This window comes from Blautia glucerasea (assembly GCF_013304385.1).
Classification (GTDB): domain Bacteria; phylum Bacillota; class Clostridia; order Lachnospirales; family Lachnospiraceae; genus Blautia_A; species Blautia_A ammoniilytica.
Genome location: NZ_JAAITU010000005.1, coordinates 39,065 through 61,488, shown reverse-complemented (window position 1 = coordinate 61,488; position 22,424 = coordinate 39,065). Strand labels below are relative to the sequence as shown.

Annotated in this window: 20 protein-coding genes; all 20 read left to right on the top strand. The window is 43.6% G+C overall.

What is annotated here, in order from left to right; all coding sequences use genetic code 11:
- Positions 1-101 precede the first annotated feature (101 nt).
- The 20 genes from G5B11_RS03485 (at position 102) to G5B11_RS03390 (ending at position 22,392) form a co-directional block, all read left to right on the top strand.
- Complete coding sequence (locus tag G5B11_RS03485; RefSeq protein ID WP_173726902.1) at positions 102-1,004, top strand: diacylglycerol/lipid kinase family protein; 903 nt, start codon at positions 102-104, stop codon at positions 1,002-1,004.
- Positions 1,005-1,096: 92 nt separating this feature from the next.
- Positions 1,097-3,211, top strand: coding sequence for a glutamine synthetase III family protein (locus G5B11_RS03480; RefSeq protein ID WP_158421334.1), 2,115 nt, complete (start codon positions 1,097-1,099; stop codon positions 3,209-3,211).
- A gap of 27 nt (positions 3,212-3,238) precedes the next feature.
- Positions 3,239-4,156 (top strand): AAA family ATPase, encoded by a 918-nt coding sequence (locus tag G5B11_RS03475; RefSeq protein ID WP_158421335.1) that lies wholly within the window; start codon positions 3,239-3,241, stop codon positions 4,154-4,156.
- Complete coding sequence (locus G5B11_RS03470; RefSeq protein ID WP_173726901.1) at positions 4,149-5,993, top strand: cobaltochelatase CobT-related protein; 1,845 nt, start codon at positions 4,149-4,151, stop codon at positions 5,991-5,993. Before G5B11_RS03475 ends, G5B11_RS03470 begins: the two co-directional genes overlap by 8 nt.
- Positions 5,994-5,995: 2 nt before the next feature.
- The gene (locus G5B11_RS03465; protein ID WP_330603043.1) at positions 5,996-6,877 is read left to right on the top strand and encodes a YitT family protein; all 882 of its coding nucleotides are present in this window, start codon (positions 5,996-5,998) and stop codon (positions 6,875-6,877) included.
- 109 nt (positions 6,878-6,986) lie between these two features.
- Complete coding sequence (locus G5B11_RS03460) at positions 6,987-8,075, top strand: PucR family transcriptional regulator (protein ID WP_158421374.1); 1,089 nt, start codon at positions 6,987-6,989, stop codon at positions 8,073-8,075.
- Positions 8,076-8,275: 200 nt separating this feature from the next.
- A complete protein-coding gene (locus G5B11_RS03455) occupies positions 8,276-8,461 on the top strand; it encodes a type II toxin-antitoxin system HicA family toxin (RefSeq protein ID WP_158421338.1) in 186 nt (61 codons plus the stop codon).
- A gap of 55 nt (positions 8,462-8,516) precedes the next feature.
- A complete protein-coding gene (locus G5B11_RS03450) occupies positions 8,517-8,921 on the top strand; it encodes a type II toxin-antitoxin system HicB family antitoxin (protein ID WP_158421339.1) in 405 nt (134 codons plus the stop codon).
- Between the two features lie 174 nt (positions 8,922-9,095).
- Positions 9,096-9,779: a cell division ATP-binding protein FtsE gene (gene ftsE / locus G5B11_RS03445; protein ID WP_158421340.1), complete on the top strand. Its 684-nt coding sequence runs from the start codon at positions 9,096-9,098 to the stop codon at positions 9,777-9,779.
- A complete protein-coding gene (gene ftsX / locus G5B11_RS03440) occupies positions 9,769-10,674 on the top strand; it encodes a permease-like cell division protein FtsX (RefSeq protein ID WP_158421341.1) in 906 nt (301 codons plus the stop codon). The genes ftsE and ftsX overlap by 11 nt, the downstream gene beginning before the upstream one ends.
- A 57-nt stretch (positions 10,675-10,731) precedes the next feature.
- Entirely contained in the window at positions 10,732-11,934 is a 1,203-nt protein-coding gene (locus tag G5B11_RS03435; RefSeq protein ID WP_173726899.1) for a S41 family peptidase, read from the top strand.
- Between the two features lie 122 nt (positions 11,935-12,056).
- A complete protein-coding gene (locus G5B11_RS03430; RefSeq protein ID WP_173726898.1) occupies positions 12,057-13,151 on the top strand; it encodes a 3D domain-containing protein in 1,095 nt (364 codons plus the stop codon).
- A gap of 87 nt (positions 13,152-13,238) precedes the next feature.
- Positions 13,239-14,285: a tryptophan--tRNA ligase gene (trpS, locus tag G5B11_RS03425; protein ID WP_173726897.1), complete on the top strand. Its 1,047-nt coding sequence runs from the start codon at positions 13,239-13,241 to the stop codon at positions 14,283-14,285.
- Positions 14,286-14,630: 345 nt separating this feature from the next.
- Positions 14,631-15,620 carry a PLP-dependent cysteine synthase family protein gene (locus tag G5B11_RS03420; protein ID WP_173726896.1) on the top strand — a complete coding sequence of 330 codons (990 nt, stop codon included), beginning with the start codon at positions 14,631-14,633 and terminating at the stop codon, positions 15,618-15,620.
- Between the two features lie 72 nt (positions 15,621-15,692).
- Positions 15,693-16,643 (top strand): ABC transporter permease, encoded by a 951-nt coding sequence (locus G5B11_RS03415; protein ID WP_173726895.1) that lies wholly within the window; start codon positions 15,693-15,695, stop codon positions 16,641-16,643.
- Positions 16,637-17,416 carry an ABC transporter ATP-binding protein gene (locus tag G5B11_RS03410; protein ID WP_173726894.1) on the top strand — a complete coding sequence of 260 codons (780 nt, stop codon included), beginning with the start codon at positions 16,637-16,639 and terminating at the stop codon, positions 17,414-17,416. Before G5B11_RS03415 ends, G5B11_RS03410 begins: the two co-directional genes overlap by 7 nt.
- 82 nt (positions 17,417-17,498) lie before the next feature.
- Positions 17,499-18,551, top strand: a complete 1,053-nt coding sequence (locus tag G5B11_RS03405) for an ABC transporter substrate-binding protein (protein ID WP_173726893.1) — start codon at positions 17,499-17,501, stop codon at positions 18,549-18,551.
- Between the two features lie 8 nt (positions 18,552-18,559).
- Positions 18,560-19,885, top strand: coding sequence for a lanthionine synthetase LanC family protein (locus G5B11_RS03400; RefSeq protein ID WP_173726892.1), 1,326 nt, complete (start codon positions 18,560-18,562; stop codon positions 19,883-19,885).
- Between the two features lie 132 nt (positions 19,886-20,017).
- A complete protein-coding gene (locus G5B11_RS03395; protein WP_244092901.1) occupies positions 20,018-21,628 on the top strand; it encodes an ASKHA domain-containing protein in 1,611 nt (536 codons plus the stop codon).
- Between the two features lie 2 nt (positions 21,629-21,630).
- Positions 21,631-22,392: a DeoR/GlpR family DNA-binding transcription regulator gene (locus G5B11_RS03390; RefSeq protein WP_173726891.1), complete on the top strand. Its 762-nt coding sequence runs from the start codon at positions 21,631-21,633 to the stop codon at positions 22,390-22,392.
- Positions 22,393-22,424: the final 32 nt, after the last annotated feature.

Sequence of the window (22,424 nt, the reverse complement as noted above, 5' to 3'; positions counted from 1 at the left end):
CCGGCAAAGCAAAAAAGAGGGCAAAAAGATTGACTTTTTTCCCTCTTTTTTTTATATTATAACATGAATATGTAGAAAATATGTAAAAAGAGGGCCTGAACTTGGAGAAGAAACTTTTTTTTGTATTTAATCCAAAAGCCGGAAAAGGCAAGATCAAAACCGCTTTAATGGATATTGTGGATATTTTTAACAAGGGTGGTTATGAAGTGGTCATCCGTGCCACACAATATCCCAAAGATGCATATGAAATGACCAGGAAGTATGCAGACAAGGTGGATCTTGTGGTATGCAGCGGCGGCGATGGCACACTGGATGAGGTGGTTGCAGGACTGGTTGAGACAGGAAGCAAGGTTCCGGTAGGATATATTCCGGCAGGAAGCACCAATGATTTTGCAGGAAGCCTGTTTATTCCCAAAAATATGGTAGCTGCAGCAGAGATGATCATGGAAGAGAATGTGTACCGCTGTGATATCGGGAAGTTTAATAAACAGACATTTACTTATATTGCCGCATTTGGACTTTTTACGGATGTGGCCTATGAGACTGACCAGGATCTGAAGAATATTCTGGGACATCTGGCATATCTGCTGGAGGGGGTCAAACGTCTGTTTGATATTCAGTCTTACCATATGAAAGTAACAACAGAGGATGAAATCTTTGAAGATGATTTTATGTATGGGATGATCACCAATTCCAGATCCGTTGGAGGATTTAAGAATCTGACCGGAAAAAATGTGGATATGAATGACGGCCTGTTTGAGGTGACCTTGATCACCACGCCTAAGAATCCGATGGATATGCAGGAGATCATTGCAGGACTGATGTCCGGTAAGGATAATTCAGACCTGATCTATACCTTTAAGACAAGCAGGATCCGGATTCAGTCAGATGAGGCTGTGGCATGGACGCTGGACGGGGAATACGGCGGAGATCACAAGGAGGTTGAGATCCGGAATCTGCACAGAGCATTGAACCTATATCTGACAGGTTCCAAGAATTCTTGAGGATCTGAGAAAAGGGTACTGAACAGTTACGGACAACTGTGAAATACCCATAGACAGAAATGTGTGATTAGTGGAGAGGAGATTATTAATTAATGGAAGATTTTGTGAAAGTGACGGATATTTTTGGATGTGATGTATTTAATGATTCCGTTATGCAGGAGAGACTGCCCAAGAAGGTTTATAAGGAACTGAAAAAGACCATAGAAGAAGGCAAAGAGCTGTCTATGGAAGTGGCTGATGTGGTAGCACATGAGATGAAGGAGTGGGCTATCGAGAAAGGGGCAACCCATTACAGCCACTGGTTCCAGCCACTGACAGGTGTAACCGCAGAGAAGCATGATGCATTTATTACAGCACCTATGGAGAATGGTAAGGTGCTGATGAGCTTTTCCGGTAAAGAACTGATCAAAGGAGAACCAGATGCCTCTTCTTTTCCATCCGGAGGTCTTAGAGCTACCTTTGAAGCAAGAGGCTACACTACATGGGACTGTACCTCACCGGCTTTTGTACGCCATGATGCAGCAGGCGGTACCTTATGTATCCCTACCGCTTTCTGCTCCTATACAGGAGAGGCACTTGACCAGAAGACTCCTCTTCTTCGTTCCATGGAGGCAGTGAATACACAGGCACTGCGTCTGATCCGTCTTTTCGGTAATCATACATCTAAGAAGGTGACTCCCTCTGTAGGTGCAGAGCAGGAGTATTTTCTGATCGATAAAGAAAAGTTTAAACAGAGAAAGGATCTTGTTTATACAGGCAGGACTTTATTTGGTGCCATGCCTCCGAAAGGCCAGGAGATGGATGACCATTATCTGGGAACCATCCGCCAGAGAGTATCTGCTTATATGAAAGAAGTAAATGAAGAATGCTGGAAGCTGGGCGTTTCTGCTAAGACACAGCATAATGAAGTTGCTCCTGCACAGCATGAGCTTGCACCTATTTATGCGCCTGTAAATATTGCGGCAGATCATAACCAGATCATGATGCGTATCCTGAAAAAAGTGGCAAGCCGTCAGGGGATGCGCTGTCTTCTCCATGAGAAACCATTTGCAGGCGTGAATGGTTCCGGAAAGCATAATAACTGGTCTTTGACTACCGATGACGGGATCAATCTGCTGGATCCAGGCAAAACTCCTCATGAGAATGTTCAGTTCCTTCTTGTACTTACCTGTATTCTGAAAGCAGTTGATGAGCATGCAGATCTTCTTCGGGAGTCAGCAGCAGATGTGGGAAATGACCAGAGACTTGGCGGCCATGAGGCTCCGCCGGCAGTGATTTCTGTTTTCCTTGGAGAACAGCTTGAGGATGTGCTGGATCAGCTGATCAGTACAGGAACTGCTACCCACAGTAAGAGCGGGGAAAAGATGAATACCGGTGTAAGTACACTTCCGGACTTCATGAAGGATGCAACAGACAGGAACCGTACTTCACCTTTTGCATTTACAGGTAACAAGTTTGAGTTTCGTATGGTTGGTTCCAGAGATTCGATTTCCTCCTGCAATGTTGTATTGAATACTATTGCAGCTGAGGCTTTTAAAGAGGCATGTGATAGACTGGAATCTGCAGAAGATTTAGAACTTGCAGTGCATGATTTGATCAAAGAATACGCTACTGACCACCAGAGGATCGTATTTAGCGGCAATGGCTATGCACCGGAATGGGAAGCAGAAGCAAAACGAAGAGGCCTTCCTATCCTTCCGTCCATGGTAGATGCCATTCCTGCACTGACTACAGAGAAATCCATAAAGCTGTTTGAGAATTTCCGGGTATTTACCAGAACAGAGCTGGAATCCCGTGCAGAGATCCAGTATGAGATTTATGCTAAAGCGATTAATATCGAGGCCAAGACCATGATCGATATTGTTACCAAACAGATCATCCCGGCAGTGATCAGGTATACGACGGTGCTTGCTGATTCCATTAATTCTGTAAAGGCAGCAGGGATCACAGACGTAAGCGTACAGGCAGATCTTCTGAAAAAGACCAGCAAGCTTTTAAAAACAACCAACAGTGCCATGAATAAGTTAGGCAAGCTGGTTTCCCAGGTAGAGTCTTACCCGGAAGGACGGGAACGGGCTGTTTTCTTTAGGGAAAAGATCGTACCTGCGATGGACGAATTACGGAAGCCGGTTGATGAATTGGAAATGATCGTAGATAAAGAGATGTGGCCAATGCCTTCTTACGGAGACCTTATTTTTGAAGTCTGATCCGGGAGCAAAAGGTTGGATACTTATATGAATGAATTTGATTTTTTAAGAGAACAGGCTGTTTCCGAAGACCTGATCAAAGAGATTTTGGAATTCAGAAAAGAATACACGGTTGCTGCAGATGCTGTTGGGCGTGTGCAGCAGCCTGCAATCCATTTCTATGGAAAAGAAACCTTGGAAATGGCCATGGCTGCCCTTCTCCAGGGGGAAAATCTTCTTCTCACAGGGCCTAAGGCTACTGGTAAAAATATACTGGCAGAGAATCTTGCCTATATTTTCGGCAGACCGATCTACAATGTATCTTTTCATGTGAATACCAACAGCGGAGATCTGATCGGTACAGATACTTTTGAGGACAATCAGGTAAAACTTCGGAAGGGCAGTATTTACCGGTGTGCCCAGCATGGGGGCTTTGGTATCCTGGATGAGATCAATATGGCGAAAAATGATGCTGTTTCCGTGCTGCATGCTACTCTGGATTACCGAAGATCCATTGATGTGCCAGGGTACGATAAGATTGATCTTCATCCGGCAGCCAGATTTATTGGAACCATGAATTACGGATATGCAGGTACCAGAGAATTAAATGAAGCCCTGGTTTCCAGATTTATGGTGATCGATATGCCTCCCCAGAATGAGGAAACCCTAGGATTTATTTTCAGGGAAATGTTCCCGGATGCAAAGAAGGCAGCTGTAGACCAGTTTATCGGTCTTTTTCTTGATCTTCAGCTGAAAACTGCCAACAGTGAGATTTCTACCAAGTCACTGGATTTGCGAGGCCTTTTGGGAGCAGTGAAGATCATAAAAACCGGACTTTCTCCATGGCAGGCTGTGCAGATGGGAATCGTAAATAAAACATTTGACATTTTTGAAAAAGAGATCGTAGAGGATGTTGTAAATACCAGGATCCCCAGGGACTGGACAAAGGAAGATGTTTATGAATAAGCATCCGTCAAGGATTGAACATACAAATGAGATCTCAGGCTTTTCTGAAGGGGAGGGTTCTGAGATCCAGCTGGAAATGGAGAACCGTATCCGGAATCTTTTATGGACAGTCAGTGGTGACTATGCCCAGGAAATGAAGCCGGATATTTCTTTATACAGGCGTTCCAGACCGCTGGCCCTTTATGATGGGATCAAGCAGGGAGCACTTGCAAAATTTTATGATAAAAAATATCTGGGGCTTTATCTGCTGAAGAAGCTGTATTTTGGGGCAGATGAACAGCTTCTTACGAAAATGGCACAGCTTTGTATAGAGGAAGCCATTGGAGACAGAATCTGCCTGGAACGTCCAGGTATTCGAAATATGCAAAGAGAGGCTATCCTGGATATCCTTGATCAGGAGTATCTGGTGATCCCGGGTACTGAAAATATCCCGGAAATGCTCAGGCTTATGGTTCTGAGAAAAAGGCTGGACAGGCTGGAGCACAAAAAAGAAGCACCAGTGCTTTCCTCCATGAAAAAGTACATGGATCTGGTGAAGGAAGCAGGCAATTCCCAAGATACAGAAGCATTGGCATTTGCTATTGACCGGTTATACAATAAGGCATGTGAGCCTGACTTTGAAAAAGAAAAGGGCAGTTTTGAACAGGTGATGGCTGTCACAATGGAGGAACTGTCAGAGTTTGACTGGAAAGACCTTCTTGATGAAGAACTTTATGAGGAAAGCCTGGAAGACTATGCACAGCAGCTGGCTGATCAGATAGCCGGAATGGAGGATTCCCAGGTTACCGAGGAAATGGAAGAGCAAAGACAGACCAGGCATAAGATCAAAATCCTTCCTCCTGAAGCATTGGAAAAGGCTCACAGGTATGTGGAACTTAATTTTGGGAAAACTTATCTGAAAGAAAATGAAGAAAAGAAAATAAACCAGTTGATGTGCAAAGGGATCCACGGAGACTGCAGTCTGTATTTTACAGAAGGGATCCTGAAAAATCCGGTTATGCGGAATTATCAGTACGAATATGCAGTACGCCTGAAAAACAAAAATGTGTGGCTGTATCATGATAAACACAGAGTTGTAAAGAGGAATGTTGCCCAGCTTACAGAAATGCTGCGTAAATCCTTGATTTTGCGAAGTGAAAACCAGGAGATCCTGTCTGACAGGGGGCAGATCCTGCCTGCCAGATTATGGAGGATCGGCAGAAGCAGGGATGCACTTCTTTTCAAAAAAGAGCAACAGGGGGATCAAACGGATTTTGTTGTAGATGTACTGATCGATGCCAGTGGTTCCCAGATGAATCGGCAGGGCCATGTGGCATTACAGGCATATATGATCAGTAAAGCACTGGGAAATGTGAAGATCCCTCACCGTGTGATGAGCTATTGTACATTCTGGGACTATACGATTTTACACAGGCTGCGGGAGTATGATGACCCTGACAGTGCAAGTGAAAATATATTCAATTATGTAACATCTTCCAACAACAGGGATGGATTGGCCATTAAAGCAGCCGGTTATGGGCTTTTGGGCCGTAGGGAAGAAAAAAAGATTATGATCATTTTAAGCGATGGACGACCTTATGATGTAATTGTAAACCGTCCAAATGCAAAGAATCCTAAGCCGTATATGGGACAATATGCAGTGAATGATACTGCCGGGGAAGTCCGCAGGCTGAGAAACGCAGGGGTGAGCGTGCTGGGAGTATTTGCAGGCGAAGAGAAGGATCTGGCTACAGAAAAGAAGATCTTTGGTAAGGATTTTGCTTATATCCGGGATATTACTGATTTTTCCAGAATTGTAGGCCGCTATCTCACAAAACAATTGGAATTGGAGGAATGAAGATGAGTCCTTGGGGGAAAAAACTCAAATATATGGATTATCTGCTGATCATTGTAGGTACCTGCCTGATGGCAGTTGCTGTAATATCTGCGTTTGATAAGGCAGGAATGGTTACAGGTGGTTTTTCAGGAGTAGCCATCATTGTCAAAGAGTGGACAGAAAGCCTTGTTCCTGGCGGAATTCCCTTATGGATCACTAACATGGCATTAAACATTCCGCTGTTCTTTTTAGGAATGAGGATCGGAGGCTTTCAGTTTGTAAAAAAAGCACTGGTAGGAGAGTTGTGTCTTTCTTTCTGGTTGGCGGTGCTGCCAGGCTGTATTCCTGACTTTAACCTGGCGGGAAATGATCTTCTGCTTGCTGCGGTATATGGTGGTGTGATTCAGGGAGTAGGCATTGGACTTGTTTTCCTTGGACAGGGGACTACCGGCGGAACAGATATGATGGCTGCCCTGATCCAGCGGAAGCTTAAGCATTATTCTATTGCCCAGATCATGCAGTTTATTGATGGCCTGGTAGTTGTGGTGGGCATGTATGTTTTTGGCGTATACAAGGCTCTTTATGCTATTATTGCAGTTTATCTTGTTACAAAAGTGACGGATGGCATGATCGAAGGTTTGAAATTTTCAAAGGGAGCTTATATTATCACAGAGAAAGCGGATCAGGTTTCCCATATGATCATCAATGAAATGGATCGCGGTGTTACCGGCCTGAAAGGAGTAGGAATGTATTCCGGACAGGACAAGCTGATGCTGTTTTGCGTAGTCAATAAAAAGGAAATCGTTACATTAAAAGAAAAAGTGGATATGATAGACCCAGATGCTTTTGTGATCGTATGTGATGTACGGGAAGTACATGGGGAAGGTTTTATAGAGAAAAAGTGAGAAGTTTTGAATAAAAATTTGTAAATTTTTTCTGATTTCCTCTTTCTTTTTTGGTTATTTTGTATTAAAATAACTTAAAACACTTTTACATGAGAAGGGATTGAATAGAATGATATCAAGCCAGGTATTACAGAATACCCTCGAGGGACTTAAAGAGATATCCAGGACACAGTTTTGTGTGATGGATACAGATGGCAAGACACTTGCATCCACATGTACTGATTTCGAGATCCAGGCAGGGGATGTTCAGGCATTTGTTGATTCGCCGGCAGAGAGTCAGCTTGTGAGAGGTTATCAGTATTTCAAAGTGAATGATGACTATCAGCTGGAGTATATCCTTGTAGCTCATGGAGAGGACGAGGATACGTATATGGTCGGGAAGCTGGCAGCATTTCAGCTTCAGAGTCTGATCGTAGCTTATAAGGAGCGTTTTGACAAAGACAGTTTTATCAAGAATCTTCTTCTTGATAATCTTCTTCTTGTAGATATTTACAATCGTGCCAAGAAGCTTCACATCGATGCTGATGTGCGCCGCGTGGTTATGCTGATCGAACTTCCACAGGAGAGAGAGCATAGTTCTGTAGAGAGCATTAAGAGTATTTTTGGTGGTAAGAGCAAAGATTTTATCACGGCCGTAGATGAGAAGAGTGTGATCATTGTAAAGGAACTGGAAGAGGGCGAAGGCTATGAGACTATGGATAAGCTGGCCCAGACGATCCTGGACACACTTGGACTTTCCAGAGAAGACGGAGTACATGTTGCATACGGTACCATTGTGAAGGAGCTTAAGGAAGTGTCACGATCCTACAAGGAAGCACGTATGGCTTTGGATGTAGGTAAGATTTTCTTCCCGGAGAAGGATGTTATCGCATACAGCTCTCTGGGTATCGGACGTCTGATCTATCAGCTCCCGATTCCACTGTGCAAGATGTTCATTAAGGAGATCTTTGGCGGTAAGTCACCGGATGATTTTGATGAAGAGACACTGACTACCATTGATAAATTCTTTGAGAACAGCCTGAATGTGTCAGAAACATCCAGACAGCTTTATATCCACAGGAATACTCTTGTATACCGACTGGATAAGCTGCAGAAGAGTACAGGACTGGATCTTCGTGTATTTGAAGATGCCATTACCTTTAAGATTGCTCTTATGGTTGTAAGATATATGAAATACATGGAAACGCTGGAGTACTAATGCCGGCATTTATGTGGCTTTCAGTAATTTTCAGAAGGAAATACCACTTGTCTACCGTTTTTTCAGCGGTAGACAATTTTTTTATGGCACTTTGATGTCTTCCTTATGTACTTCTTAAAAAAATACGTGTAAATATGTGTGAATCATATTGGCGCACGTGTAAATACGTGCTATAATATAACTATGGAAGGAGAAAAAAGATGAAAACATCAGAGCCAATCAAATTGTTAAAGAAGAACCACTGCCACTTGGCAGAGCATGGTAAAGAACATGACAAGTGGTATAGTGAGATAACAGGCAAAACATTCATGATCCCACGACATGGCGGAAAAGAAATACCAACTGGCACAGCAAACAGAATATTAAGGGATGCGGGGATTAAATAAGACCTGGCATAGCAAAATATAAAAGAATAGCACAGGAAAGATTGGGAGGTGCAACATGGCAAAATATGCATATCCGGCTGTATTTACACCGGAGGAGAGCGGACGATTTTCAGTGAACTTTCCGGATTTGGAAAGCTGCTATACATGTGGCGATGATATGAAAGATGCATTGATTATGGCAGAGGATGCATTGGCATTTACTTTATATGATTATGAGAGAGAAGGAAAGGCAATTCCTGAACCGTCAGTACAAGACGATATCACATTGGAAGGAAAGGAATTTATTAATTACGTTGCATGTGATACACTTGAATATCGCAAGCTCCATAACAACAGGGCTGTGAAGAAAACTCTTACGATTCCAGAGTGGCTGAATGAATCAGCAACAAGTATGGGGTTGAATTTTTCTCAGGTATTACAGGATGCACTGATGGAAAAAGTAGGAGCTGGCCGAAAATAATAAGAAGAAGGCACTCGGAAAACCGGGTGCTTTTTTATGTAGAAGCTGTGAAATGCCTTGCTTTTGGAAAAGGGTGCATGTATAATAAATTACCGGAAAATAGCAGTTGCAATTTAATAAAAGATATATTACAATAATGTTACATAAAAGTTACGCATAACAAAGGAGACCATTATGATCGATTTAATGGATGTAACCAAGTCTTATGGGCAGGGTCTTCCGGCTGTGAATCATGCCAACCTGCATGTTGATAAAGGGGAATTTGTATTTGTGGTAGGGAGCAGCGGCTCCGGGAAGTCCACACTGATCAAACTTTTACTGAAGGAACTGGATTCTACTTCAGGTGAGATCATTGTAAGCGGAGAACGTCTGGAAGGGATGAAGCACCGCAGAGTAGCCAAATACCGCAGGAAGCTGGGAGTTGTGTTCCAGGATTTCCGTCTTTTAAAGGACAGGGATGTTTATGAGAATGTTGCTTTTGCACAGCGTGTGATCAACCGTCCTACCAGAGTGATCCGTAAAAGAGTGCCGGAGGTTTTGCAGGAGGTAGGGCTTGCAGGGAAATATAAGGCATTTCCAGACGAACTGTCCGGCGGAGAGCAGCAGAGAGTGGCTCTTGCAAGAGCGATCGTAAACCGTCCGGATATTCTCCTGGCAGATGAGCCAACCGGTAATCTTGACCCTAAGACCTCTGAGGAGATCATGAAGCTTCTGGAAGAGATCAATGAGAGAGGCACAACCGTACTGGTAGTTACCCACAACAAAGAGATCGTCAATGCCATGAAGAAAAGGGTAGTTACCATGCATAATGGCGTGATCATCAGTGACGAGAAAGAGGGAGAATATCATGAGGCCTAGTACGATCTGGTATACCCTGAAGCAGGGTGTAAAAAATATTAAAAGAAATATGATGTTTTCCATTGCATCAGTTCTTACCATGTCCGCCTGTATACTATTGTTTGGCGTTTTTTATTCTATTGTGAATAATGTGAATAATATTGCACATAAGGTGGAAGAGGAGGTTCCTATCACAGTATTTTTTGATGAAGGGACTACGGATGAGCAGATCCAGCAGATCGGTGCGTTGATCCAGGAACGTCCTGAAGTAGCACAGATCCAGTATGAGTCTGCAGATGATGCCTGGGAAAAGATGAAGAAAGAATATTTTGGAGATACAGATGTAGCTGACGGATTTAAGGATGACAATCCGTTGGTGAATTCCTCCAACTACCAGGTATATCTGAAGGACATTTCCAAACAGGCAGTGATCGTAGCGTATATCCAGACTTTGGATCACGTAAGAGAGGTCAGTCAGTCTGAGCAGGCAGCCAAGACGCTTGGTTCCATTAACAAGCTGGTATCCGGTATTTCCATTGTGATCATTGTGATCCTTCTTCTGATCTCTGTATTTTTGATCAGCAATACAGTGTCCGTAGGTATAACTGTGCGTAAGGATGAGATCGGGATCATGAAATATATCGGAGCCACAGATGCTTTTGTACGTGCACCGTTCCTTCTGGAAGGTATGGTGCTTGGAGTGATCGGAGCGGCTATTCCCCTTGTGATCCTGTATTTTGCTTATAATAGTGCAGTTACTTATGTACTGACCAGGTTTAATGTACTTATGGGCGTGGTTGAGTTCATACCAGTAGGCAGGATCTACATGACACTTCTGCCTATCGGTCTGGCACTGGGGATCGGGATCGGTCTTTTGGGAAGCTTCTGGACAACCAGAAAGCATTTGAAAGTATAAGGTATTAGAATGTGGGATTGATGCAGATGCGTCAATCCCTCTTTTGCAGGAGGAATGATGGCAGATAATAATTTCTGGAAAGGTGCAGCCTTTGGTACAGCTTTTACAGTTGCAGTGGCAGCAGGAGGATATGCAGGATACAAATATGCACAGGTACCAGCAGATGGGACAGTGCTTTCTGATAGTGCCAGGGTCCAGAAGCTGGAGTACCTGGAAGAACTGATCGATACTTATTATCTTGAGGATAAAGATGAAGACGAACTGGCAGAAGGGCTGTATGCAGGATTGATCTATGGCCTTGGGGATCCTTATTCCAGATACTATACAGCAAAGGAATATCAGGAGGAAAATACCAGTTCTCAGGGGTCCTATGTAGGGATCGGCGTTGTGATGCAGGAGAATAAAGAAGGAGGCGTGCAGATCGTTCAGTGCTATGAGGGAGGACCAGGCGAAGCAGCAGGTCTTAAGGAAGGGGATGTGGTCAGTGCTGTTGACGGACAGGATATTACAGAAAGCTCTGTTTCTGAAGTGGCATCTATGATCAGGGACAGCGATGCCAAGAATGTTATCCTTACGGTGCATAGAGAAAATGCAGATGAGCCTCTTACCATTACAGTCCCTATTACAGATGTGGAACTGCCATCTGTTTTTCATGAGATGCTGGAGCCTAAGATTGGATATATCCGGATCACAGAATTTAAAGGGGTTACTGAGGAACAATATACAACCGCATTTAAGGATCTGAAGGATCAGGGTATGGAGAAGATGATCGTAGATCTTCGGGATAATCCAGGGGGACTGCTGGATTCTGTCTGTGATATCTTAAGGCAGATCCTTCCGGAAGGCCTGATCGTTTATACTGAGGATAAAAACGGAAACAGGGAAGAAGAAACCTGTGACGGGAAAAATGCCCTTGATATCCCCCTGGCAGTGCTGGTTAATGAAAACAGCGCCAGTGCGTCCGAGATTTTTGCAGGGGCAGTTAAGGATTACGGGATCGGAACAATTGTGGGTACTACTACCTATGGAAAGGGGATCGTACAGTCCATACGTACTCTTTCGGATGGAAGTGCAGTGAAGCTTACAGTTTCCAAATATTATACCCCAAAAGGCAATAATATCCATAAGACAGGGATCACCCCGGATGTAGAAGAGAAGCTGGATTCCAATCTTTTGAACAAAAGTGATTACAGCCATGAAGAGGATAATCAGCTTCAGAGGGCCATTCAGGTTCTGGAAAATGATGGAGAAAGCAGCTGATTTTATAAAAATTCTGTGAACATGGGTCAGAAAATTGAATGAGACACTGTTCTGTGCTATGATAAGGCAGAGTAGGGACAGAAGACAAGCTTATGGGTTTCTTGACAGAGAGGAGACTGACCATGAAAAGAAAAATATTTCTGGCTGGCTTATGTACAGCTCTTTTAACACCCATCCCTGTTTCAGCTCAGGTACTGGATTATGATGGGATTGTTGATAAATACAAACAGGAAGATAAAGCACTGCAGCGCTTTTTATTGGATGACGGGGCAGGAGGCACTGTGACAGCGCTGGCGGATGCAGAGGATTTATATATTACATCCAAGAGTGCCCAGATACATTCCAAGCCAGGAGAGACAGGAGATGTGCTTGATACGGCTGTCTTTGGTACAGAGCTGGAACGGGTTGCAGTATGTGATAATGGCTGGAGCAAGGTAGAATACACATCCGATACAGGAGAACAGATCAGTGGCTTTGTTTCAGATATACAGCTTGGCCAGGGCACAGCACTGGAAGATGTGAATGACACGGTTACTGTTGCCATGGATTGTGACGTTCTTGATTTTCCGGGAAGAAAAGACGGCGAAGTGACAGGTGAAGTCCTGGAAGAGGATCAGCTCACCAGAACCGGCATTGTAGATGGGATCTGGAGCCGGATCATTTTTGAAAATGAGGAAGGCACATCCAGTACAGGATATATACCTACCAATGTGCTGGAAGGTTATGAGGATGAAAGCCTTACGGCAAAAGCAGATACTTCTACTTCGAACGGAGACATCCAGGCAGGAAGCATCCACAAAAGTGCAGGAGAAGGAGTTTTTGCTGAGGCTGTTGACGGTGTGACATCTGTCAATGGCAGCGGTGCCGCCGCAGATGGCGTACAGGTAGGCACTCCTATTTCCGTATCAGCAGATGCATCCCTGAAGTCTCTTGGCACTTTTCGTATCACACATTATTGTCCATGCAGTATCTGCTGTGGTCCATGGTCCAATGGGATCACATCTACCGGTGTTACTGCAGTGACCAACCGTACCATTGCTGTGGATCCTACCCAGATCCCATATGGCTCCAAGGTTGTGATCGACGGGCAGGTATATGTGGCAGAAGACTGCGGCGGTGCGATCAAGGAGAATTGCATTGATATTTATGTAGGAAGCCATGCAGAAGGGGAAAGCAAGGGTGTGTACTACACAGAAGTATACCTGATACAGGAATAAAATAAGGCTGAGGACAAAGATTTTCGGCTATGGTACTTGCAGATGATTGGTGAGAAAAGACAAATAAGAGGATTGGAGACAGGACAAATGGAAAAGATCATTTTAACAGGAGACAGACCTACAGGCAGACTTCATGTAGGACATTATGTAGGCTCACTTAGAGGGAGAGTTGCCCTTCAGAATTCAGGAGATTATGATAAAGTATATATTATGATCGCAGATGCGCAGGCGTTGACAGACAATGCAGAGCATCCGGAAAAGGTACGGCAGAATATTATCCAGGTAGCACTTGATTATCTGGCATGCGGGCTTGATCCAGAGAAATCCACCATCTTTATACAGTCTACCATTCCGGAGCTGGCAGAGCTTACCTTTTATTATATGAATCTTGTAACTGTATCCAGACTGCAGCGGAATCCTACCGTAAAAGCAGAGATCAAAATGCGTGATTTTGAGACAAGCATTCCAGCAGGTTTCCTGGCATATCCGGTAAGTCAGACTGCAGATATTACGGCATTTCATGCTACTACAGTTCCGGTAGGCGAGGATCAGCTTCCAATGCTGGAGCAGTGTAAGGAGATCGTGCATAAGTTTAACACTGTATACGGAGAGACCCTGACAGAGCCGGAGATCATCCTTCCGGATAATGCAGCATGCCTCAGACTTCCGGGTATTGACGGAAAGGCTAAGATGAGTAAATCTCTTGGGAACTGTATTTATCTTTCAGATGAGCCGGAAGAGATCAAGAAGAAGATCATGTCTATGTTTACTGATCCGAATCACCTTCGGGTGCAGGATCCGGGTAAGGTTGAGGGAAATCCAGTATTTATCTATCTGGATGCATTCTGCAGACCGGAGCATTTCCAGGAATTTTTGCCAGAATACAGCTGTTTGGATGAGTTGAAAGCTCATTATCAGAGAGGCGGGCTTGGAGATGTAAAGGTGAAGAAATTCCTGAACAATGTAGTACAGGCTGAACTGGCACCGATCAGAGAGCGCAGAAAGGCCTGGGAGCAGAGGATACCGGAGGTATATGAGATCCTGAAAAAGGGCAGCGAGGAAGCGAGAAAAGCAGCTGCCAAAACTATGCAGGATGTCCGCCATGCAATGCAGATTGATTATTTTGCGAATTAAAAGGCGGAAGATTTGATGGAAAATGTGATTCAGCAATTGTGTAAGTAAGGATACATAAAGAATATCAGGGTATGTATGGTGAGAAAAGCCGTACATACCCTGATTTGCGTTTATTATACATTTGGTATTATTGAAATAGAAAAAAACTATAACGGACAATAAATGGAATATATTGGACAATCCGGAAAAGTTTGATATAATAAGCAACATAAAACATATAAAACATATCAAAAAACTAGGAAATATAAGAACACACTTGAAACAAGCAAACCAAAACAAGAGCAAAAAGCAAATCAACAGTAAAAGAAAGAACTAAAAAAAGAAATCATAAAAGAGGAAAGAAACATGGCAAATATACATCAGTCAATCACAGAATTAGTTGGACATACACCGCTTGTAGAATTAAAGAATTATGAGAAAAGCCTTGGGCTGAAAGCCCATCTTCTTGGAAAGCTGGAATACTTTAACCCATCCGGAAGCGTTAAGGACAGAGCAGCATTAAATATGATCCTGGAGGCAGAAAAGGACGGAAGGTTGAAGCCTGGCGGTAAGATCCTTGACTTTACCAGCGGCAATACAGGGATCGCTACAGCAGCCTTTGCCAATGCTAGAGGATATGAATATTCTGTAGTGATCCAGCCGGGAGTATCTATAGAACGTACCCTGATTCTGAAAGCCTATGGAGTGAATCTGCTTCAGGCCGGAGATGTACCTGGATTTCTGGAAATGCTGAAAAGTGGAGGCCTTACAATGGGAAAACTGTCTGTTGTGATGAATGCCTATGCAAAAGAACATGGCTATTTCTACATCGACCAGGGAACAAATGAAGACAACCCGGAAGCACATTATAAAACCACAGGACCGGAGATTTGGGCAGATACAGACGGAAAGGTAGACTATGTGGTAGCTCTTGTTGGTACAGGTGGTACTTTGGCAGGCCTTTCAAGATATTTTAAGGAAAAAAATCCGAATGTAAAGATCATTGGTGCGCAGCCAGCAAAACAGTCCAGAAAATCATTAGATCATCCGGAAGCAAATACTATTGACGGCGTGCTGGCATTTGATGATGTACCAACAGACAAAATTCCGGTTTTTTTTTCGCCGGAACATCTGCCTTATGATGAGTGTCTTGATATTATTGCAGAAGATGCTTATGCAACCGGCAGAAAGCTTGTAAAAACAGACGGGATCTTTCTAGGACAGTCTGCAGCAGCTGCAGTAAAAGCCGCTACTGAAGTAGCAAAAAGACCTGAAGCAGAAGGGAAAAATATAGTAGTGATCCTGGCAGATAATGCGTTTAAATACCTCTCCACAAATATGTACAAAGAAGACTGAAGCATTGCGTAAGAGAATTGATCATCATATAAGAGAATTAATCATTACGTAACAGGAAAAGGAAGAACACGTATGAATAAAACATTAATAAAAACTCTGCCGTTTGCAGGTCTGGCTCTGGGAGCAGTTACAGATCTTGTAATATCGGATTCAGAATTGCAGCCACCGGCAGACCACCCATATTTCCTGTATTTTCTGGGACTTCTGGCTGTTGTTTACGGAATCTTGTTTATTGCTTCATTTATCAGCGCAAAGCTGGATGAAAGGATAAGCTACAAGGCTCCCCTTATTGCAGGAACAGCAGTACTGATCACAGTGATAAATCTGATCACATCCAAATATGCATTACTTCCGGTATTGTTTTTCCCTTGTCTGGACAGGGTGTTTGGCGTTTTTGGTACTGATTATGAATTATTGATCCAATGTATTCTGGCATCCGGACAGCTTCTGCTTCGCGGATTTCTGGCAGGCGGGATCCTGGGATTCCTTACAGGTATCCTGATCGGATTCAACAAAAAAGCAAGCTATTGGATCTCTCCGTTTATGAAGTTTGTAGGGCCTATTCCACCTACCTCCTGGTCGCCCCTGGTATTGTCACTGTTTACAACTACTTATTCAGCATCCGTATTCATGGTTGCACTGGCAGTATGGTTTCCAATAACATTGATGACCAGCAGCGGTATCCAGAATGTTAATAATTCTTACTTTGAAGTGGCTTCTACCCTTGGATCTGGCAAATTGAACAGGATCTTTAAGGTAGCAGTTCCGGCAGCAATGCCAAGCATTTTCCTTGGAATCTTTTATGCAACCTGCAGCGCTTTTGTTACCCTTGTAACCGCTGAACTGTTAGGCGCTGACGCAGGACTTGGCTGGTATCTGAACTGGGAAAAAAGCATGATGCTTTATGCAAATGTTTATGCAGGGCTGATCCTGATCGCAGTGATCTGTACAATGGTGATCACCCTTGTATTTAAAATCAAAGACCAGGTTTTGGTATGGCAGAGAGGAGTGATCAAATGGTAGGCCAGATCAGGATTGATAACGTACAGAAGAAATTTATAAATCCGGACGGCTCAGAAGTGGTGGCACTAAACGATCTTAGCTTTACTGTAAAGCCGGGAAGCTTTGTGTCTTTGATCGGTCCTTCCGGATGCGGAAAAACCACGCTGTTAAGAGCCATCGCAGGCCTGAATCTTCCTGACCGGGGCGGGATTTACCTGGATGGAGAGAAGATCACAAAGGCAGGAGCAGACAGAGGCTATGCATTTCAGCAGGCCAATCTTTTTCCCTGGCTGAATATACGTAATAATGTGGCATTTGGCCTGAAAGCCAGAGGGGAATATAAAGAAAAGAAAGAAGATGTGGATCAGTTCCTGGAACTGGTAGGCTTGAAGGATTTTGCAAAATCCTATCCACACCAGCTCTCAGGAGGAATGTGTCAGAGAGCAGCACTTGCCAGGGCACTGGTCGGGCATCCCAAGGTGCTTCTCCTGGACGAACCTTTGGGAGCTCTTGATGCTTTTACAAGAATGAATATGCAGGACATGATCATGGATCTCTGGAAAAAACATAATATGACCATGATCATGGTAACCCATGATGTGGACGAGGCCATTTATCTGTCCGATCAAGTAGTGGTAATGTCAGCAAGACCTGCAAAAGTAGAGCAGGTGATCAATATCGATTTGTCCAGACCAAGAAAACGTGGACAGGATGTGTTTATGAATTACAGAAAAGAAATCCTGGAGATCCTTAATTTTGCAGGAAATTTACAGGATCCGGATTACTATTTATAAAGATAAGGCAGCAGTTTGCAAAAAAGCATTAAATGGTCACATAGTTACAGAAAATTATTATATACATGAGGAGAAAAAGATTATGAGAAAAAAAGGATTACTGAAAAAAATCACAGCAGCTGTTACAGTTGCAGCAATGCTTGCAGCAGGAACTGTGATCTGTCAGGCAGATGATACGAAAGTGGTACGTATCCAGGTAAGCAAAGATACAGTGTGTGGTGTTGCTATGCAGGTAGCTGCTGAGAACGGATATTTCGAGGAAGAGCTGGAAGCCATCGGACAGAAATGTGAAGTAACAGTGGCTGCTTCCTCTGAGACAGTAGACCTGATCACTGCGGGAAAAATCGATGCTGCATTTGGCTTGGCCTGCAACTTTATCACTCCTATTTCCAACGGTCTTGCTGTTTCCTTTGTAACAGGTGTACACAAAGGCTGCACCAAGTTTTATGCAAAGGCAGATTCAGGGATCAGTTCCTTGGAAGACCTGAAGGGAAAAAAGATCGGTGTTCCAAGTCTTTCAGACTCCAGTACATTGGAAGTAAAAAGAAAACTGGCAGATCTGGGATTTGTTGTAAATGGTGCTGATGCAGATGTGAATTTTGTGGCTTATGCAATGAGTGATCTTGCAATGGCTTTGGACAATGGAGCTGTAGATGCAATTGGTGTTCATGAGCCAATGGGAACCATGATTGAAGCCAATTATGATGTAACAAAACTTCTTGACACTGGTACAGATGAGAAATTCAAAGATGAATACTGCTGCATGGCTCTTGTAACTCAGGATATGATCAAGAATAATCCGGAGGGGGCAGCAGCCTTTGCAAGAGCTGTACAGAAAGGCGCAGCCTTTGCAAGTGCAAATCCGGAAGAAGCGGCAAAGATCCAGATCGAAGGAGGATATGTATCCGGTGATGTGGAAACAAATGCAGGCATTATCAAAGGACTGGATTTCAATCCAGGTGTAACAGCAGCAAGAGATACTTTCAAAAATGCATTTACAGATCTGCAGGCTACCGGTGATCTGAATAAGGATCTGGATGAGAAAGAATTTGAAGAAAAGGCTTTCCCGGTGCTTGATGGTGTTCCGGAAACAACTACTTATAACGTGGAAACCGGGAAATTTGCACAGGAGTGATCATAACTATGGACTATCTGGAAATTGCTAAAAGGACTATGAATTTTATCAATACCAGAAAAAGAAAGGGACCGGAAGGCATCTTCTGGTCTCTTGAGGATGTAGCCAAAGGAAGACCTATCTATTATGATGAGATCTGCATGTATGCAGGCGCTTCCGGGATCCTGTGTTTTCTTCTGGGACTTTACGATGTGACAAAAGACAGTACATATCTTGATGAAGCAAAAGAGGCAGGTTTTTTTCTGAAATACCGTTGGGAGAACGAACCTGAGCTGAAGCGTAACTTTTCAAAATATGCTTTCTCAAGCGGTTGGAGCGGAGCTGGCTTTGCACTTACCAGGCTGTATCTGGTAACAGGAAAAAAGATATACGCTGATACGGTCGCTTCCATTATTTCCAAAATGCAGGAAGATGCCAGAACTGGCAAAAATGGGAAAGGTTATACCTGGTCTACATTTCCTGGAATCGTAGGAGATGGAGGCACCATCCTGTTTCTTATTTATGCAGCAAGGGTATATAAGAATCCAAAGTGGAAGGAATTTGCACTTCTGGCAGGAGAAAACCTGTTGGAACAAAGAAGAGAGGATAAGAGCGGATGCTGGTATCCGGGAGTAGATCCTTCCTATTTTGGGGCAGATGATAATTATATTGACCCCAATTTCCCAATGGGTACAGCAGGCATTGGCTTTGTTCTTATGAAACTGTATGAAGCAGGGAATGATCCTAAATATCTGGAAGGTAACAAAGGAATTACAGAATTCATGGATTCTGTTGCAGTGAAAAAAGGAAACGGCAAGCTGCTTCCTCACGGGCTTCCGGACAGGAAAAATCTGTTCTACCTGGGGTACTGCCACGGACCAGCAGGTACAGTACGTTACTATTACAAGATGTATGAAGCTACCGGTGATCTTAAATATAAAGAGAAACTGGAAAGTCTTGTAAAAGGACTGGAGGCTGTAGGTGCTCCAAGGATCCGGTCAGAAGGCTACTGGAATACTTATAATCTGTGCTGCGGTACAGCTGGGATCCTGAATATGTATCTTGGGCTTTGGGCTGCCTTTGGAGATGAGAAATATCTGAAACAGGCAGAAAAATGCGGGGAAGAGCTGGCAGAGCATGGCATTTTTGAATCTGTGGATGGAACAGATCAGGCGAAATGGAGCTTTGCCCTTGACAGGATCGCTCCTGGTAAGAAAAGTACTCCTATCGGATGCTTTGACGGTGCAGCAGGTATTGGTTTGGCTTTATTACAGCTTTACCAGGCAGAAAAAGGGGAGTTTCATGTTGCACGTTTTCTGGATGATCCCTTTCCTGATAAAAGAGAAGAAAAATAACGATTTAGCAACCTGCAGCTGCAAGGATATAAAATGCTGAACAGTTATAAAGAAAGATAAAAGGTTAAAAAGGGTTTGTGGTTCTGAAGACAAAAGAATTGCAGGCTCTTTTTCTATGGAATGGATTGTGGTATGATACAGAAAAACGAAAGAAAGAGAGGAAGAGAGAACAATAGTTCTCTTTTCGAAGAATTATTATATATGGATGGAATTTCAAAGAAAATATATCTGGAATTACCCCTTCCCACAGAAGAAGAAAACCGGTCAGATCAAAAAAGAATACTGGATGGTCTGAAGCAGCTGGGAACAGAGGCCTACATGCCTTTAAAGATTTTAAGGAAACTATACCCATTATGCGAGGATGCAGAATATAAGCTTACTGCCTCCTTATCCTGGGATGGAGAAGGGTGGGTGATTGCAGAACTGGAAAAAGGTGATACCAGTCACAGGCACTATGGACTGGCAGCAGATCTTGGCAGTACCACAGTGGTGATGCGGCTGATAGATTGTACAACCGGAGAGTGTATTAGAGAAGTAAGCTGTTATAACCGGCAAATCCGCTTTGGAACAGATATCCTTTCCAGGATTTTTTATTGCAAGGATGCTCCGGATAAACTGGAAGAAATACGGCAGGAAACCATTGCTTCGTTAAAAGAATGTATGAAGGAACTTGAGCAAAGCAGTGGGGTACAGATGCAGGACTGCATATCCATGGTGATTGCAGGAAATACAACTATGATTCATTTTCTGCTGGGCATGGATCCGTTTTGTGTATTTTACACACCTCATGCCTTGCGGGCTGACCAGCCTGGCTTCTTAAAAGGTGAGGAGCTGGGAATTCCTGTAAAAGGCTATGTGTACTGTTATCCTTCCAAATCCAACTATCTGGGAGGAGATATTATCAGTGGGATGATCGCTACAGAAATATATAAGTCCAAAGATATCAATATCTTTTTTGATATAGGTACAAATGGGGAGCTGGTGATCGGGAACCAGGAGTTTCTTTTATGTGGTGCAGGAGCAGCCGGACCGGCTTTGGAAGGCGGTGTTGTAAAAACAGGCATGCGTGCATCCAAAGGTGCAGTGGACAGGGTACATATTGAAAAAGGACAGATCTACTGTCATGTGATCGGAGAAGGGAAGCCGGAAGGGATCTGTGGATCCGGGATCATTGATCTGCTGGCTGAGATGTTTCTTTGCGGCTGGGTGGATATCCGGGGAAATCTTGTTCCAGAGAAAAACAGCAGGATCCAGGAAAAAGAGGGAATGCTGGCAGTGGAATATGCACCTGGGCTTTTCTTTTATCAGAAAGATATTCAGGAATTTATCCGTACAAAAGCAGCAGCCCATACTATGGTGGAGATCATGCTGCGGGAATCCGGCATTACCATGGACCAGGCTGCAAATTTCTATGTGGCAGGAGCCTTTGGAAAGCATGTATCAAAAGAATCTGCCATTGCAATTGGTATGTATCCGGATATGGATCGGAACAGGATCATTAATGCAGGCAATTCATCTCTGGAAGGGGCACAAAAGCTTCTGCTAGAGAGGTCATGTCTGGCAGATATAGATAGGATCATAGAGGAAATGGTTTATATCCAGTTTGCAGCTGTGGATGATTTCTTAAATATGATGGTGGCAGCACAGGCTCTTCCACATACTGATTATCAGCGTTTTCCTACAGTTATGGAACAGCTTAAGAAACGGCAGGCAATAGAAAAACAATCAGGAAAGGAACTGTGAAAATGGCGCAAAGTGCAATGCTAAAAGAGGAACGACATCAGCAGATCCTGAATATTTTGTATGCATCCGGCAAAGTAAATGTAGAGGAACTTACCAGGGTATTTGGCTGTTCCCATGATACCATACGACGGGATCTTTCTGAACTGGAAGAGCAGGGGATCCTGAAAAGGGTATACGGAGGGGCTGTTCCCTGGAAACGGCCGGCACCAGGCATTGATGCCAGAAAAAATGTGGAAAAGGATGAAAAGTATCTGGTGGCAAGGAAGGCTGTAGAGCTGGTGCACCCGGGCGAACTGATCGCCATTGACGGTGGGACTACCAATACCTTGTTTGTATCGCTTCTTCCTGTATCCATCCGGCTTCGGGTAGTGACCAACAGCTTTCCTGTTGCAGAGGAATTGCGGAAACGTCCAAATGCAGATGTTACTTTTCTTGGAGGCCACTACAATAAAGGTTCCCAGACAACGGTGGGGGAACTGGTGCTTTCTCAGTTGAAGGACTATCATTTTGATCAATGTTTTCTGGGAGCTTATGCTGTAGATGCTAAAAGAGGGGTATCTGTACCCTATCCTTATGAAGATGAAGCTCCGGTAAAGAAGTATCTGGCAGAAAACTGCAGGGAACTGAATGTACTTTGTGATAATTCAAAGCTGGATAAAGAAGCAAATTACATCGTATGTCCGCTGGAAAGAATCACCCATCTTGTATGTTCCAGAAGGGTTCCAGAAGAGATGAAAAAAAGATATTTAAATAAAATCATATGAGTGGAGGAATGAAACACGCATAAACACGCATA